Source organism: Pseudoxanthomonas sp. LH2527 (genome assembly GCF_022539275.1).
GTDB lineage: Bacteria > Pseudomonadota > Gammaproteobacteria > Xanthomonadales > Xanthomonadaceae > Pseudoxanthomonas_A.
The window spans coordinates 1-13,923 of the sequence record NZ_JAKZBW010000024.1 but is presented as its reverse complement, the minus strand read 5'-3'; the positions used below and the strand labels follow the sequence as shown (position 1 = coordinate 13,923).

Annotated in this window: 17 protein-coding genes, 2 tRNA genes and 2 other RNA genes; 5 read left to right on the top strand and 16 right to left on the bottom strand. The window is 68.9% G+C overall.

From position 1 onward, the window contains the following. Positions 1–43: 43 nt before the first annotated feature. From recR to dnaX, 3 genes are read right to left on the bottom strand one after another with little or no spacing between them, the layout of a single operon-like run. Positions 44–640 carry a recombination mediator RecR gene (gene recR, locus MMG85_RS13325; protein WP_241046483.1) on the bottom strand — a complete coding sequence of 199 codons (597 nt, stop codon included), beginning with the start codon at positions 638–640 and terminating at the stop codon, positions 44–46. A gap of 54 nt (positions 641–694) precedes the next feature. After that, entirely contained in the window at positions 695–1,015 is a 321-nt protein-coding gene (locus MMG85_RS13320) for a YbaB/EbfC family nucleoid-associated protein (RefSeq protein ID WP_055942081.1), read from the bottom strand. Between the two features lie 7 nt (positions 1,016–1,022). Then, complete coding sequence (dnaX, locus tag MMG85_RS13315; RefSeq protein ID WP_241046482.1) at positions 1,023–2,777, bottom strand: DNA polymerase III subunit gamma/tau; 1,755 nt, start codon at positions 2,775–2,777, stop codon at positions 1,023–1,025. Positions 2,778–2,908: 131 nt separating this feature from the next. Here dnaX and MMG85_RS13310 point away from each other — a divergent pair. The 3 genes from MMG85_RS13310 to ffs all read left to right on the top strand — a co-directional run bounded on the left by MMG85_RS13310 (position 2,909) and on the right by ffs (position 3,329). Beyond that, positions 2,909–3,001, top strand: a tRNA-Ser gene (locus MMG85_RS13310). A gap of 39 nt (positions 3,002–3,040) precedes the next feature. Beyond that, positions 3,041–3,160, top strand: a non-coding RNA gene (locus tag MMG85_RS13305) — RtT sRNA. A gap of 72 nt (positions 3,161–3,232) precedes the next feature. Then, positions 3,233–3,329, top strand: an RNA gene (ffs, locus tag MMG85_RS13300) — signal recognition particle sRNA small type. Between the two features lie 633 nt (positions 3,330–3,962). Here ffs and MMG85_RS13295 read toward each other — a convergent pair. From MMG85_RS13295 to MMG85_RS13265, 7 genes are read right to left on the bottom strand one after another with little or no spacing between them, the layout of a single operon-like run. Further along, positions 3,963–4,979: a beta-propeller fold lactonase family protein gene (locus MMG85_RS13295; protein WP_241046481.1), complete on the bottom strand. Its 1,017-nt coding sequence runs from the start codon at positions 4,977–4,979 to the stop codon at positions 3,963–3,965. Next, positions 4,976–5,410 (bottom strand): molybdenum cofactor biosynthesis protein MoaE, encoded by a 435-nt coding sequence (locus tag MMG85_RS13290; protein WP_241046480.1) that lies wholly within the window; start codon positions 5,408–5,410, stop codon positions 4,976–4,978. Before MMG85_RS13290 ends, MMG85_RS13295 begins: the two co-directional genes overlap by 4 nt. Before the next feature lie 2 nt (positions 5,411–5,412). After that, complete coding sequence (locus MMG85_RS13285) at positions 5,413–5,655, bottom strand: MoaD/ThiS family protein (RefSeq protein ID WP_241046479.1); 243 nt, start codon at positions 5,653–5,655, stop codon at positions 5,413–5,415. Then, positions 5,652–6,137 (bottom strand): cyclic pyranopterin monophosphate synthase MoaC, encoded by a 486-nt coding sequence (moaC, locus tag MMG85_RS13280; RefSeq protein WP_241046478.1) that lies wholly within the window; start codon positions 6,135–6,137, stop codon positions 5,652–5,654. The genes MMG85_RS13285 and moaC overlap by 4 nt, the downstream gene beginning before the upstream one ends. Positions 6,138–6,153: 16 nt before the next feature. Beyond that, positions 6,154–7,167, bottom strand: coding sequence for a GTP 3',8-cyclase MoaA (gene moaA / locus MMG85_RS13275; RefSeq protein ID WP_241046477.1), 1,014 nt, complete (start codon positions 7,165–7,167; stop codon positions 6,154–6,156). Continuing rightward, positions 7,164–7,916: an MBL fold metallo-hydrolase gene (locus MMG85_RS13270; protein WP_241046476.1), complete on the bottom strand. Its 753-nt coding sequence runs from the start codon at positions 7,914–7,916 to the stop codon at positions 7,164–7,166. Before MMG85_RS13270 ends, moaA begins: the two co-directional genes overlap by 4 nt. 1 nt (position 7,917) lies before the next feature. Beyond that, positions 7,918–8,667, bottom strand: coding sequence for a 3-deoxy-D-manno-octulosonic acid kinase (locus tag MMG85_RS13265; protein WP_241046475.1), 750 nt, complete (start codon positions 8,665–8,667; stop codon positions 7,918–7,920). Between the two features lie 19 nt (positions 8,668–8,686). Between MMG85_RS13265 and MMG85_RS13260 the strand changes: the two genes are divergently transcribed. Further along, positions 8,687–9,730, top strand: a complete 1,044-nt coding sequence (locus MMG85_RS13260; protein ID WP_241046474.1) for a glycosyltransferase family 9 protein — start codon at positions 8,687–8,689, stop codon at positions 9,728–9,730. Positions 9,731–9,740: 10 nt separating this feature from the next. Here the strand turns inward: MMG85_RS13260 and MMG85_RS13255 are convergent, their stop codons facing one another. Then, the gene (locus tag MMG85_RS13255) at positions 9,741–10,148 is read right to left on the bottom strand and encodes a DUF6165 family protein (RefSeq protein ID WP_241046473.1); all 408 of its coding nucleotides are present in this window, start codon (positions 10,146–10,148) and stop codon (positions 9,741–9,743) included. Positions 10,149–10,256: 108 nt separating this feature from the next. Then, positions 10,257–10,347 (bottom strand) — tRNA-Ser (locus tag MMG85_RS13250). Positions 10,348–10,564: 217 nt separating this feature from the next. Between MMG85_RS13250 and MMG85_RS13245 the strand changes: the two genes are divergently transcribed. Beyond that, the gene (locus tag MMG85_RS13245) at positions 10,565–11,269 is read left to right on the top strand and encodes a PP2C family serine/threonine-protein phosphatase (RefSeq protein ID WP_055942014.1); all 705 of its coding nucleotides are present in this window, start codon (positions 10,565–10,567) and stop codon (positions 11,267–11,269) included. A 219-nt stretch (positions 11,270–11,488) separates the two neighbouring features. Here the strand turns inward: MMG85_RS13245 and dnaQ are convergent, their stop codons facing one another. The 4 genes from dnaQ to MMG85_RS13225 all read right to left on the bottom strand — a co-directional run. After that, entirely contained in the window at positions 11,489–12,217 is a 729-nt protein-coding gene (gene dnaQ, locus MMG85_RS13240; protein ID WP_241046472.1) for a DNA polymerase III subunit epsilon, read from the bottom strand. After that, positions 12,217–12,777, bottom strand: a complete 561-nt coding sequence (locus MMG85_RS13235) for a GNAT family N-acetyltransferase (protein WP_345778855.1) — start codon at positions 12,775–12,777, stop codon at positions 12,217–12,219. Before MMG85_RS13235 ends, dnaQ begins: the two co-directional genes overlap by 1 nt. After that, positions 12,774–13,223, bottom strand: a complete 450-nt coding sequence (gene rnhA / locus MMG85_RS13230) for a ribonuclease HI (RefSeq protein WP_241046471.1) — start codon at positions 13,221–13,223, stop codon at positions 12,774–12,776. Before rnhA ends, MMG85_RS13235 begins: the two co-directional genes overlap by 4 nt. Before the next feature lie 19 nt (positions 13,224–13,242). Next, positions 13,243–13,923, bottom strand: a 681-nt coding sequence (locus MMG85_RS13225; RefSeq protein WP_345778854.1) for a methyltransferase domain-containing protein, incomplete at its 5' end; no start/stop codon positions are given.

The following is a 13,923-nucleotide window of genomic DNA, read 5'->3' as shown; positions in this document are numbered from 1 at the left end:
TGGCCGGGATGCGGCCACGCATCCCGGCGCCGGATCTTCGCCTTCACGCCATTTCGCTGCGGCCACCGAAGGCATGCGCCAGCGTGCCGCGGTCCACGTATTCCAGTTCGCCGCCCAGCGGCACGCCATGCGCCAGCCGGCTGGGGCGCACGCCCTGCTGGCGCGCCAGCTGCGCCAGATAGTGCGCGGTGGCCTCGCCTTCGACGGTGGGGTTGGTGGCGATGATCAGTTCGGTCACTTCGCCCTGCGCCAGCCGCGCCGACAGCGCCTCGAGCCCCAGCTCGCGCGGGCCGATGCCGTCCAGCGGCGACAGCCGTCCGTGCAGGACGAAGTACACGCCGCGGTAGCCGGTGGCCTGTTCGATCGCCAGGCGGTCGGACGGCGACTCCACGATGCACAGCTGGTGACGGTCACGGCTGCCGCTGGCGCACAGCGCGCAGATCTCGCTTTCGGTGAAATCGCGGCACTGCGCGCAGTGGCCGATGTGGTCCAGCGCCTCGGCCAGCACCGCGGCCAGGCGCTTGCCGCCGTCCCGCTCGCGGTCGAGCAGGTGGTAGGCCATGCGTTGCGCGGTCTTCTGGCCGACACCGGGCAGGACGCGCAGCGCCTCGATGAGCTGTTCGAGCAGCGGACTGGACATGGTTGTCCGGGAACCGTGGGCGGACGCGCCGCCGTCATCCGGTTCCCGCCGGCATCAGAACGGCATCTTCATGCCCGGCGGCAGCGGCATGCCGGCCGTGGCCGCGCCCATGCGCGACTTCGATTCCGCGTCGACCTTGTTGGACGCGTCGTTGAACGCGGCCGCGATCAGGTCCTCCAGCATCTCCGCATCGGACAGCAGCGAAGGATCGATGCGGATCTTGCGGCACTCCTTGGCGCCGGTCAGGGTCACGCTGACCATGCCGCCACCGGCGTTGCCGGTGACTTCCAGCTTGGCGAGTTCTTCCTGGGCGCGCTGCAGGTTCTCCTGCATCTTCTGCGCCTGCTGCATCAGTTGGGCGATGTTTCCACGCATGTCGTGATCACTCTTCGTAAGGTCGGATGGAGTCCGGCACGAGCCTGGCGCCATGCTGCTGCATCAGCTGCCGCACGTCCGGATGGTTCATGAAGGTTTCCTCGGCCTCGCTCTGGCGCTCGTCGCGCTGCCGGTGGCTGCGCTGCTTCAGCGTCTCGGCGTCGGAGGTGGTCGCGGCGAAGGCAAGCCGCGGTGCCACGCCGTAGCGGCTGGCGATGGCCTCGCCGAGTTCGCCCAGGGTGCGCTCGGAGCGCAGGTAGTCGAAGCCGCTGTCCAGCGCCAGCGTCAGCGTGCCGTTCGCGTAACCGGCGAAGGCGACGTTGTCGACCAGTTGCTTGCCCACGCCCTTGAGCCCGCAGGTGCCGGCGAAATGCAGCCAGGTCTCGGCATCGGTGATGCCGATGTCGACCGGCATCGTGGTCGACGCCACCGGCGCGGCAACCGGGGCGGCCACCGCCGCCGGTTCGGCAGGACGCCAGGGCGGCACGTCGTCGTCGGCGGCGCGCGACGGGGCGGGACGTTCTTCGCGCGCCATCTGCTGCGGCGGCATCACCGGTTCCGCTGCCGCCACCTTCGCCTGCACCGGCACGGGCGTGCTGGCGGCGGACGGCGCCGCCGTCGGCGCCGATGCCGGCACGGCGGTAGCAGGCGATGTACGCGCCTCGCCACGCATCTCGCCGGCCTGCGCCGGGCGGAACGCCAGCATCCGCAGCACGCTCATCTCGAAACCGGCGCGCCCACTGGGTGCCAGGTGCAGGTCGCGGCGGCCGTTGATCGCCATCTGGTACCAGAGCTGCACCACTTCCGGCCGCAGCTGTCCGGCGAAGGCGTCGACATCGACCCCTTCCGCGTCCACATCGGCCGACGGCACCAGCTGGCGCACCTGGATGCGGTGCAGTGCTTCGGCCACTGCGTCGAGCACGCCGGCCCAGTCGGGCGAGAACTCGGCCAGCCGCGCCACCACCTGCAGCAGCGCCTCGCCGTCGCCCTGTGCCAGCGCCGCCAGCATGGCGCTGACCTGGGTGCGGTCGACCGTGCCCAGCATGGTGCGCACGCCGTCCTCGCGCAGCGCGCCGCCGGCATAGGCGATGGCCTGGTCAAGCAGCGACAGGCCGTCGCGCAGCGAGCCGTCGGCCGCGCGTGCGAGTTGGACGATGGCGGCGGTATCGGCCTCGATCGCCTCGGCACTGAGGATCTTGGTCATCTGGCCGCGGATCTGTTCCTCGTCCAGCCGCTTGAGGTTGAACTGCAGGCAGCGCGACAGCACGGTGACCGGCAGTTTCTGCGGGTCGGTGGTGGCGAGCAGGAACTTGACGTGTTCCGGCGGCTCCTCCAGCGTCTTCAGCAGCGCGTTGAACGCCGCCTTCGACAGCATGTGCACTTCGTCGATCAGGTAGACCTTGAACTTGCCGCGCGAAGGCATGTACTGCGCGTTCTCGATCACCTCGCGCACGTCGTCCACGCCGGTGTTCGACGCGGCGTCGATCTCCAGCAGGTCGATGTAGCGGCCGGCATCGATGTCCAGGCACGCCGGGCACTGGCCGCAGGGATCGGCGCTGGTGCCCTTCTCGCAGTTCAGCGACTTGGCGAAGATGCGGGCGATCGTGGTCTTGCCCACGCCACGCGTGCCGGTGAACAGGAAGGCATGGTGCACGCGGCCGCTGTCCAGCGCATTGGTCAGCGCGCGGACCACGTGCTCCTGGCCCACCAGCTCGGCAAAACGCTTGGGACGCCACTTGCGGGCGAGGACGAGGTAGGACATGCCGACATTGTGCCACGCCCCGCCCGTCGTCCCTCCGCCCGGCGCGGGCCCGTCGACTTCGCTTGTGGCCGCCCCCCTGCGAAGGCTAGAATCCACGACCCTGAAAGCAGCCCCGGCCGCATTCAGGTCCCGGAGAGGTGTCCGAGTGGTTGAAGGAGCACGCCTGGAAAGTGTGTAAGCGTCTAAACCGCGCTTCGGGGGTTCGAATCCCCCTCTCTCCGCCAGTTTCAAGACGTAGCGATGGCTCCATGTCCGTGATGTTTCGCCGGGACGTGGAGAGGGGGTGAGAACCCCCGGGTTCGACAAACCGCTTAGCGGTTTGCACGGCGAAGCCGCCCGCAGGGCGAGGCGCGCAGCGCCGAGTGAATCCCCTCTCTCCGCCAGTTTCATCGCGTTCTGCTTAGGCGGAACGACGACGAACCGCGCTCCGGCGCGGTTTCGTGTCTATGGTGGCCCCGTCGGCCCCTCGCGACGCTAGGTTGAAAATCCCGCCAGGGCCGGAAGGCAGCAACGGTATCGACTGATGCGGGCGCCGAGGTCAGCCGGCGGGGCTACCGCCTTTTGGGCGATTGCCTATCTGCTGACTCCTGCCATTGCGACGGCATCATTGCCATGGCGTCGGACATGTTGCGGGGCGCTGGCTACCGCCCTTTCAAGCATTGGCTATTCACTGATTCATGCCGTTGCGACGGCATCACTGCGATCGTGGCGGGAACATCGCGGGGCGCGGCAGCAACGGTATCGACTGATGCGGGCGCCGAGGTCAGCCGGCGGGGCTACCGCCTTTTCGGGGGTTGGCTATTCGCTGACTCCTGCCATTGCGGCGGCATCATTGCCATTGCGTCGGACATGTCGCAGAGCGCGGGCTACCGCCTTTTCAAGCATTGGCTATTCACTGATTCGTGCCGTTGCGACGGCATCATTGCCACCGTACCGGGAACATCGCGGGGCGCGGCAGCAACGGTATCGACTGATGCGGGCGCCGAGGTCAGCCGGCGGGGCTACCGCCTTTTCGGGGGTTGGCTATTCGCTGACTCCTGCCGTTGCGACGGCATCATTGCTATTGCGTCGGACATGTCGCGGGGCGCGGGCTACCGCCTTTTCGGGCTTTGGTCATTCGCTGTCCCCTGCCGTTGCGACGGCATCACTGACATCGTGGCGGAAACATCGCGGGGCGCGGCTCCACTACTCCGCGACGATCCCCAGCGCATCCGGTTCGCGACCGGTGACCCAGTAGTCGATCACCTGCCAGCGCTGCGTGTCGATCACCGCGATACGGTCGCCGCCGCTGATGGCCACGTAGGCACGCGGCCGGTCGGCCGCGACCGCCACGCCGATCGGCAGTGCCGCATCGCCCAGCATCGTGGGCTGATAGGTCACGTCATCGCGCGACAGCGGCACGGTGGCGACCGGCACCTTGGTCCTTGCGTTGAACACGGCCAGCGTTGCCGCGCGCGCATTGGTGACGAAGGCCAGCGCGCCGTCGGCCGAGAACACCACGCGGATCGGAAACCCCTTGCTGCTCATCCGCCGCTTGACCGCGAGCGTGCGCGGATCGTGCACGGTGAGGGTGCCGTCTTCGCGATTCGTCACCCACACTTCGGCGCCATCCGGACGGACCGCCACGCCTTCGGCACCCTTGCCGGCGGGGCGCTCCACCGTCTTCGTGCCGGTCTCCAGATCGATCCGGCTCAGCGTGCCGGACTGGATCTTGGTCAGATACGCGACCTGGCCATCCGGCGATACCGCGATCATGTGGCCGGTGCCGGCGCCAACGTCGATCTCGCGTTCGATCTCCCCGGTCCCGACATCCACGATCAGCACGCTGGCCGAGGCTTCCGTCGTCACCAGCACGCGGCGGCCATCGGGCAGGAAGCGCAGGCCGTGCGGCGCGCCGTGCTGGCCCAGGTCGATCGAACGCGTCGGCGTGCCGCCGACCAGGTCCAGCACCGACAGCGTGCTGCCGGATTTCGCCTCGCCATAGTTGGTCACCACCGCCGACCGGCCATCCGGTGCGACCGCGATCTCGTGCGGTGCCTCGCCGGTGCGGAACTCACCGACCCGACGCCCGTCGCGCAGCGACAGGCGCCAAACCGTATCGGCGGACTTGTTGCCGACCAGCAGCTCGGCGGCGCGCACCGTGGGAGGCAGCGCGCAGACCAGTCCTGCCAGCAGCAGCGCGAACGGCAACGTCCGGCTCATGGTCCCGCATCCTCCGCCATCGGGTGCAGCCAGTCCGCATCGCCTTCGCGATAGTGCTCGCGCTTCCAGATCGGCACGCGCAGCTTCACTTCATCGATGATGTAGCGGCAGGCATCGAAGGCCGCGCCGCGATGCGCCGCGCTTACGCCGACCCAGACCGCCAGGTCACCGATGGCCAGCGTGCCCACGCGATGCGTGCAGCCGGCTTCGATCACGTCGAAGCGCGCCTTCGCCTCCGCGAGGATGCGTCCGCCTTCGCGTTCGGCCAACACCGCATAAGCCTCGTAATCCAGCCCATCGACGGCGCGGCCACCGTGATGGTCGCGTACCCAGCCCTCGAAGCTGGCGTAGCCGCCGGCGCGCGGATCGAGCACCTGCGCACGCAGCGAAGCGATATCCAACGGTTCATCGGACAGCAGGAAGCCCGGCATGCTCAGCCTCCGCTCACGGGGGGAATGAAGGCGATCTCGCTACCCGCCCGCACCGCGTCGCCCCAGCGCGCGAACTCGCCGTCCACCGCCACGCGCAGGTGTTCGCGCGGCCAGGTGAAACCATGCCGCGCCTGCACTTCGTCGTAGAGGCCGGCCAGATCCACTGCCGTCGTCGAGATCGTTTCGCTGGCGATGCCGGCACGCTCGCGCAGGCTGGCGAAGTAGAGCAGCGTCACCGTCGTCATCGCACCTGCCCCACGTCGCGCTTGCCGCCGCGCTTGCCCACCAGCTTGGCCGGCCCCAGCACGATCGCGTGCGACAGCGCCTTGCACATGTCGTAGACCGTGAGCGCGGCTACCGTGGCGCCGGTCAGCGCCTCCATTTCCACGCCGGTGCGGTGCACGGTGCGCACGTGGCAGTCGATGCGCAGCGTGGCATCGCCATCCCAGTCCACCGACAGCCGGCAGCCGTCGATCGGCAGCGGATGGCAGAACGGGATCAGTTCGTGCGTGCGCTTCACCGCCAGGGTGCCGGCGATGATGGCGGTATCCACGATGCCGCCCTTCGCACTGCGCAGCCCGTTGCGCTTCAGTTCGCGCGCCACCTCGGCGGGAAAGCGCACGCGGCAGGTGGCGAGCGCCTCGCGCGGGGTCGCGGCCTTGCCGGACACGTCGACCATGGCGGGACGGCCGTTCGCATCGAGATGGGTCAGGGCGTTGCGGGGCATGAAGGTCCTGGGCGATTCAACCGCCGATAAGATACATCTCGACACGTCGGCGGTCCCGCACTTCCGGGCTGCCACGCAGTTCGCTGTAGCGGTCGCCGCGCGCCGCCCACAGCTGCGCCACGTGGGCGACCAGGGCATCCTCGCCATGCGCGAGCACGCTGCGCAGATCGGCACCCTCCCCGGCGAACAGGCAGGTGAACAGTCGTCCATCCGCCGAGACGCGCGCACGATGGCAGTCGCCGCAGAACGGCGTGCTGACGGAACTGACGAAGCCGACTTCGCCGCCGCCATCGTCGAACCCATACCGTTCCGCGACCTCGCCCCGATAGTCCGCCTGCAGCGGATGCAGCGGCCAGCGGGCGGCGATACGGTCGCGCAGCACCGACGACGGCACCATCCGGTCCTGGCGCCAGTCGTTGCTGTCGCCCACGTCCATGAATTCGATGAAGCGGACCACATGGCCCGTGCCGCGGAAGCGTTCGACCAGTGGCAGCACCTGGTCCTCGTTGAGTCCGCGCTGGACCACGGCATTGATCTTGAGGCGCGCGAAACCGGCTGCCATCGCGGCGTCGATGCCGGCGAGCACGGTGCCTACCTGCCCTCGCCGCCCCGACATCTCGGCGAAGATGTCCGGATCCAGCGCATCCAGGCTCACCGTGATCCGGCGCAGGCCGGCGTCGTGCAGCGCCTGCGCCTGCGACGCAAGCAGCATGCCGTTGGTGGTCAGGGCGATGTCGTCCAGTCCCGGAATGACCGCCAGGCGACGGACCAGTTCCGGCAGCCGCTTGCGCAGCAGCGGCTCGCCGCCGGTCAGGCGCAGCTTGCGCATGCCCAGCCGCACGAAGGCGCGCACCAGGGTGTCGATCTCGTCGAACGACAGCCGCTGCGACGCGTCGGTGCCGTAATCCTCGGGCACGCGGTCGGCGGGCATGCAGTAGCCGCAGCGGAAGTTGCAGGCATCGATGACCGACAGCCGCAGGTCATGCAGCGGACGCCCCAGCCGATCGCGCGGCGGCACGGCGGCATTCATGGCAGCGCGGTCGGCAAGGGCGTGGCGAGCGCAAGCCCATCGCCCGCCGCCGCAACGCGATGACCGCGCGCGCGCAGGGCCTCGGCATCGGCCGCACTGGCGTAGTGATAGAGCACGCAGCGGGCCAGCAACGCGGCCGGATACTCGCGTTCCAGGTCATCGATGCCGCTGTGCGAGGGGTTGCCATGCAGGGCGCAGTCGTGGGCGATGACCTCGCCGGCATCGGCATGGCGCGCCAGCATTTCGGGAATCGGCCGCGTATCGCCGGTCCACACCACGCTGCCGCGCAGGCGCAGGCCGAACGCGGTGTCAGGCCAGTGATGGCGGACGGGAAACACGTCGAGCCGCTGCCCGTCATGCCAGAACGCGTCGCCTACCGGGATCAGTTGGAACGCATCCCAGAAGTTAGCGCCCCCTTCGGCCAGCACGTTCGGATAGCTGGCGATGCGCTGGTGCAGCACCGGCACCAGCGGCGCCGGCACGTACAGGCGCACCTGGCCGCGTCGCGTCGCATCGAAGTAACTCGCCACGAACAGCCGTTCCATGCCGGCGACGTGATCGAGATGCACGTGGGTGATGAAGACGGCATCGGGCATGCCGTCGTAGCGGGCCTGGTAGGCGGTGAGCCCTTCGCCACCGCAGTCGATGGTCAGCCATGGCGCACCGTCGCGCTCCAGCGTCGCCATCGCCGAGCCGAGCTCGACGGCACCGGCATTGCCCACGCCCAGGAAGCGTAGTGTCCAGCCCACCTCAGTAGCCCCGCGACCAGGCGTGGTCGTAGGCGCGACGCAGGTGGGCGAAGTCGTGGCCGACCGCCTCCACGCTGCGCTTGCCGCGCAACTTGAGCAGGGAACGCCGCAACCGCGCGAGGTTCTGTTCGCGCCAGGCGGTGGCGGGGATGCGCAGCCGGCCACGGTCGAAGTCGATCAGCCAGCCATGACCGCTGGCATCGAACAGGATGTTCTGCGCATTGAGGTCGGCATGGTCCAGGCCGGCGCGATGGAAGCGCGCCACCAGTCGCCCGGTGCTTTCCCACGGCGCCTGCGCCTCCGCCTGGCCGGCGATGTCGGCCAGCGTGCGCACCTCCAACAGCCGTTCCAGCAGGATCGCGGCGCGGTAGAACATGCCGTCGCGCACGTAACTGGCCGCCACCGGACGCGGCACCGGCAGTCCACGCGCCAGCAGCGCGCGGGTCAGCCGGAACTCGGCGAAACTGCGCGTCCGGTCCGGCCCGTGCCACAGGTAGCGGTCTTGGCTGAAGCGCGCGGCGAACCCGCCACGCCGGTAATGGCGCAGCACGCACTGGCTGGACGGCGCCTCGATGAACCAGGCGCTGCCGCGGCCACCGCTCTCGACCGGCCGGGCCCGCTCGCCCCACTTGTCCGGGTCGAACCAGTCAGGATCCGCTTGCCGCAGGTGTTTGCGGTCGAACAGAATCGCACCGTATCCGCTGCCTTCGCGGAACGGCGTCAGGGATTCCGAAGCGTCAAAACCGACCATCCAGCGAGTCTAACAACACTTGTCCACGATTCCCCACTCACTGTGCCTGCTGCGCCTGTCCGCCCTCGGCGACGTGACCCATGTCGTGCCGCTGGTGCGCACGCTGCAGCGGCACTGGCCGCAACTGCAAGTGCACTGGGTGATCGACAAGGGCGGCTTCAAGCTGCTCGACGGGCTGGAAGGCGTGACCTTCCACACCTACGACAAGCAGACCGGACTGGCCGGCATGCGGGCGCTGCGCCGCGAACTGCCCGGCCGTTTCGATGCCCTGCTGCAGATGCAGGTGGCGCTGCGCGCGAACCTGCTGTCGGCCTTCATCCCGGCGCGGCGCCGCATCGGTTACGACCGCAGCCGCTCCAAGGACCTGCATGGGCTGGTGATCAACGAGCGCATCCCAGACCGTCCCGGCATCCATGTGCTGGACGCGATGGGCAGCTTCTGCGAACCGCTCGGACTGAAACAGACCGAAGTTGTGTGGGATCTGCCGGTGCCTGCGGACGCGCACGCGTGGGCCGCCGCGCAGTGGCCTGCCGACGGCAAGCGCACGCTGGTGATCTCGCCCTGTTCCAGCCATGTGCGCCGCAACTGGTTCGCCGACCGCTACGCCGCCGTCGCCGACCATGCCGCCGCCCAAGGCTGGCGCGTGGTGCTGTGCGGCGGCCGTAGCGAACTGGAACGGCAGACGGCCGACGCGATCATCGCCGCCATGCAGGCACAGGTGCTGGACCTCGTCGGCAAGGACACCCTGAAGCAACTGCCGGCCCTGCTGGCGCGCGCCGACCTGGTGATGACGCCCGACTCCGGCCCCATGCACATCGCCAATGCCATGGGCGCGGCCGTGCTCGGCCTGCACGCGGCCAGCAACCCGCGGCGCAGCGGGCCCTACTCGAGCGTCCGCTACTGCGTGGACCGTTACGAGGATGCCGCGCGCCGCTACAAGGGCAAACCGGCCGCCGAACTGAAATGGGGCACCAAGATCGAGCACGACGGCGTGATGGAACTGATCACCGTGGAAGACGGCATCGCCGCGTTCGAGCGGCGGCGGAGCGATCTGGCGGGTTGATCGTGGAGCGTCAGGGCGTGCCGGCGGTCCGGTAGTCCTGGTAGGACTTCTCTTCCACGTAACTGGAACCCAGCGCCAGGTTGATGGCCTTCTTGATGCGGGCGCGCTCGTCGTTCTCGATGTAGACGCTGCGGGCCAGGCGGACGAAGTCGTCGTCGAACGCCTGCGCCTTCTCCTTCAGCCGGACGTCGTCCTCGATGACCCACAGCCGCTCGTTGACGGCTTTCAGCTGGGCGCGCAGCTCGACGATGTCGTGCCCGGCGACCGGGTGGGCCATCCAGGTCTTCTCCAGCGCGGACAGTTCGTCGCGCACGTGGGCCAGCTTGGCCGGATCGCTCATGCGCTCGGACTTGATCTGCAGGATGGCGATCTTGTCCAGCAGCTCACCGAAGGACACGGGGACGAGGATCTCGGACATGGAAGGCTCCGCTGAAAGAGCGTCATTCTAGCGCTGCCGTCGCCGCGGACTTCTTCACGGCACGCCGCCGCAAACGCAAAAGCCCCCTTGCGGGGGCTTTCTTGAAACTGGCGGAGAGGGAGGGATTCGAACCCTCGATACGCTATTAACGTATGCCTGATTTCGAGTCAGGTACATTCAACCACTCTGCCACCTCTCCGGTGGCCCCGGGCTTCCCCGGGGGCGTGAATGATACGTGGCGGACCGCATCCGGACAAGCGCGCCGACGCTTTGGCCCGTCCGCGGCATCACCTCGCTTCCACGTCGATGAACCCCGGCAGGCCCTTCAGGGGGCGCCGACCTTGCCCGATGTCCTGTCCAACCGGATCATTGCGTATGACCGGATAGGAAAAAGCCGTCCGCACAGACAGGGCACCATGATCGAATTCGGCCACATCTCCCACGTCGGCCTCAGGCGCGAGCTGAACGAAGACACCTACTACGGCGACAGCGAGCTGGGCCTGTGGCTGGTGGCCGACGGCATGGGTGGCCACGCCTGCGGCGAAGTGGCCAGCGCGCTGGCGCGCGAGACCATCGTCCGCGAGATCCGCGATGGCACGCCGCTGGCCCAGGCCATCCGCATCGCCGACGAGGAAATCATCCGCACGTCGCGTCGCCGCAACGACACCCTGCCGATGGGTACCACCGTGGTGGCCGCGCGCATCCAGGGCAACCGCTTCGAGGTGGCCTGGGTCGGCGACAGCCGTGCCTATCTCTGGCGCGAAGGCCAGCTGGCGCAACTGAGCCAGGACCACAGCTACGTGCAGGAGCTGATCGCGCAGGGCGCGCTGACCAGCGAACAGGCGCGCACCCATCCGCACCGCAACGTCGTGACCCAGGCACTGGGCGTCACCGATCCCAACCACCTCAACGTGGAAACGATGACCGGGGAACTGCGTCCCGGCATGCAGTTGCTGCTGTGCAGCGACGGCCTGACCGAGGAGGTGGACGATCCCAGCATCGCCGCCACGCTCAAGCACGACGACTGCAGTGCGCAGGAATGCGTGGACACGCTGATCGCCGCGGCGCTGGACGGCGGCGGCTCGGACAACGTCACCGCCATCCTGGTGCGCTGCCACTGACCTGCCTCCCTGCCGGGGCGGCATCCCGCCCGCCACACTGCGGGAAGGAATGAAGACACGGATCAAAGCGGATCAACGCAGATAAGACAGGGCACCCAAGCTCTACTTCGCTTGATCAGCTTTGATCCGCTTTGATCCGTGTCGTAAAGGCTTTCCGCTCTGCCCCGCGTGATCCGCCTTGTCCGGTGTCGTGACTGCTTTTCGTCGCGTCCGCCGCGATCAGGAAGCTTCCAGCGCCGGTGGGTCCCACAGACAGCGGCCGCCGGCCTTCTTCCGCAATGTCGCCAGACGCGCCTCATGCGCCGCCAGTTCGTCGGCGGACGCGGTGACGCGCGGGCGCGCGCCTGCAACCGCAGGATCGAAGGACAGGGTCGCCGCCGCCGTCGCGCCGGGCGCCGCGTCCTCGGCCCCGCCGAAGCCGATTTCGCGCTGGCCGGCGGTCAAGTTGAGGTAGACCTCGCACAGCAGTTGGGCGTCCAGCAACGCACCGTGCAGCTGACGGTGCGTGTTGTCCACGCCCAGGCGCTTGCACAGCGCATCCAGCGAGTTGCGCTGGCCGGGGAAGCGCTGCCGTGCCAGCAGCAGCGAATCCTCCACGGTGACGCGGTCGGCCAGCCGGCCGTACTGTTCGCCGAGCCGCGACAGTTCGTAATCGAGGAAGCCGACGTCGAAGGCGGCGTTGTGGATCACCAGTTCGGCACCGTCGATGAAGGCCAGGAATTCGTCGGCGATGGCCGCAAACAGCGGCTTGTCGGAGAGGAATTCCAGGCTGAGTCCAGTCACCTCCGCCGCGCCCTGCTCGAACTCGCGCTGCGGATTGATGTACTGGTGGTAGGTCCGACCGGTCGGCCGGCGTTCCAGCAGCTCCACGCAACCGATTTCGACGACGCGGTTGCCCTTCTTCCACTCCAGGCCGGTGGTTTCGGTGTCGAGGATGATCTGGCGCATCAGGCGGCGGCTTCCGTGGGCAGGTGCAGGTGGAACAGGTCGAGCGGGTGCGCGACATGCGGCAGCACGACCATTCTGTCGAATTCGAATCCCAGTTTCTGCAACAGGCCGATCGAGGCCACGTTGTCCGGGTTGACGATGGCGCGCAGGCGGGTGAGCGCGAGCCGTCCGCCGGCATCGGCGATCACCGCCCGTGCCGCCTCGAGCGCGAAGCCCTGGCCGGCGTGCCCGGGCAGCAATGCGTACCCCAGGTCGGGAGCGTCCAGTCCCTCGCGGCGGATCAGGCCGCAGTTGCCGATCAGGGCGCCGGTGTCCCTGCGCCGGATCGCGTACATGCCGAAGCCGTGCTCCGCGTAGCTGCGCACGGCGCCGTCGCGCAGGTAGTCGCGCGCCTGGTCCAGCGTGCGTACGCCGCGGTCGGCGATATGGCGGATGAAGGCGGGATCGTTGAGCAGCGCGAGCATCAGCGCAGCGTCGGCGTCATCGCGATCGGACATCGCGTGGAGTTGCAGGCGCGGTGTCTCGGCGATGACCTTGCCCGGCAGGATCGCCACCGTCACGCCACCGCCCCGTGGCGGAAGCGCACGGCGGCGTTGCGTGCCAGCACGTCCACACGTTCGTTGTCGGGGTCGCCGTTGTGGCCCTTCACCCACTTCCAGTCGATCTTGTGGCGGGCGGTGGCCGCGTGCAGGCGCTCCCAGAGATCGCGGTTCTTGACCGGGTCGCCGCCGGCGGTCTTCCAGCCGCGCCGCACCCAGCCGGGCATCCACTCGGTGATGCCCTGGCGGACATACTGCGAATCGATGTGGAGCGTGACCTCGCAACCTTCGGTCAGCACCTCCAGCGCGGCGATGGCGGCCATCAACTCCATGCGGTTGTTGGTGGTCTGCGCTTCGCCGCCGACCACTTCGCGCTCCTTCTCGCCATAGCGCAGGAGCGCGGCCCAGCCCCCCGGGCCGGGATTGCCCAGGCAGGAGCCGTCGGTGTGGATGCTGACGTGTTTCATGAAACCTCTTGGTCGGATGTCAGGCGGCGGGCGCCGCGCGCCACGCGCGCGCCACGGGCGCAGGGGGAATCAGGCCGGCCACGCGCTTCTCCGCCTCCAGCAGGCGCGCAGCGCGGAAAGGGGCCGGTCCATGGCCGGGCGCGTCGGGCACGCCCCGCCAGACCGGGCCGTAGTGCAGCACGTGCTGCGAGGCCACTAGGCCGGCCGCCGCCAACTGCAGCTGCCACTGGCCAAGCCCGCGCGGCACCAGCCCGGCGCCGCGCCAGCGCAGGCGATACGGGCTCCACGGATTCAGCACGAACAGCCACAGGCGTCCGCCGGGTTCGAGCACCCGCGCGCATTCCTGCAACAGCGGCTGGGGGTCGCCGGCATCCAGCACGTGCTGCAGCACGATCGCCCCCACGGCCTCGGTGGGCAGCGGCAGCGGCAATCCGCACTGCACGTGACCGGTCAGGCGGTGGGAGGTGGCGGTGGCCAGCAGGCGCACGCCGCGCGTGGCCGGTATGGCGCCATGGGCGGGGTCGCCCCCCAGCGGCGACACCCACAGCCAGGGCTGCGGGGAGCGGCTGGTGAGGGCCTGGCTCACCCGGGCATGCTCGGACGCCAGGATCGGTCCGCCGTGGCCCGACCCGAACCACGCCAGGGCATCGGGTTGACGGGTAAACGCGAACGCAGGCATGTTCGGATTGTAGAGGACGCC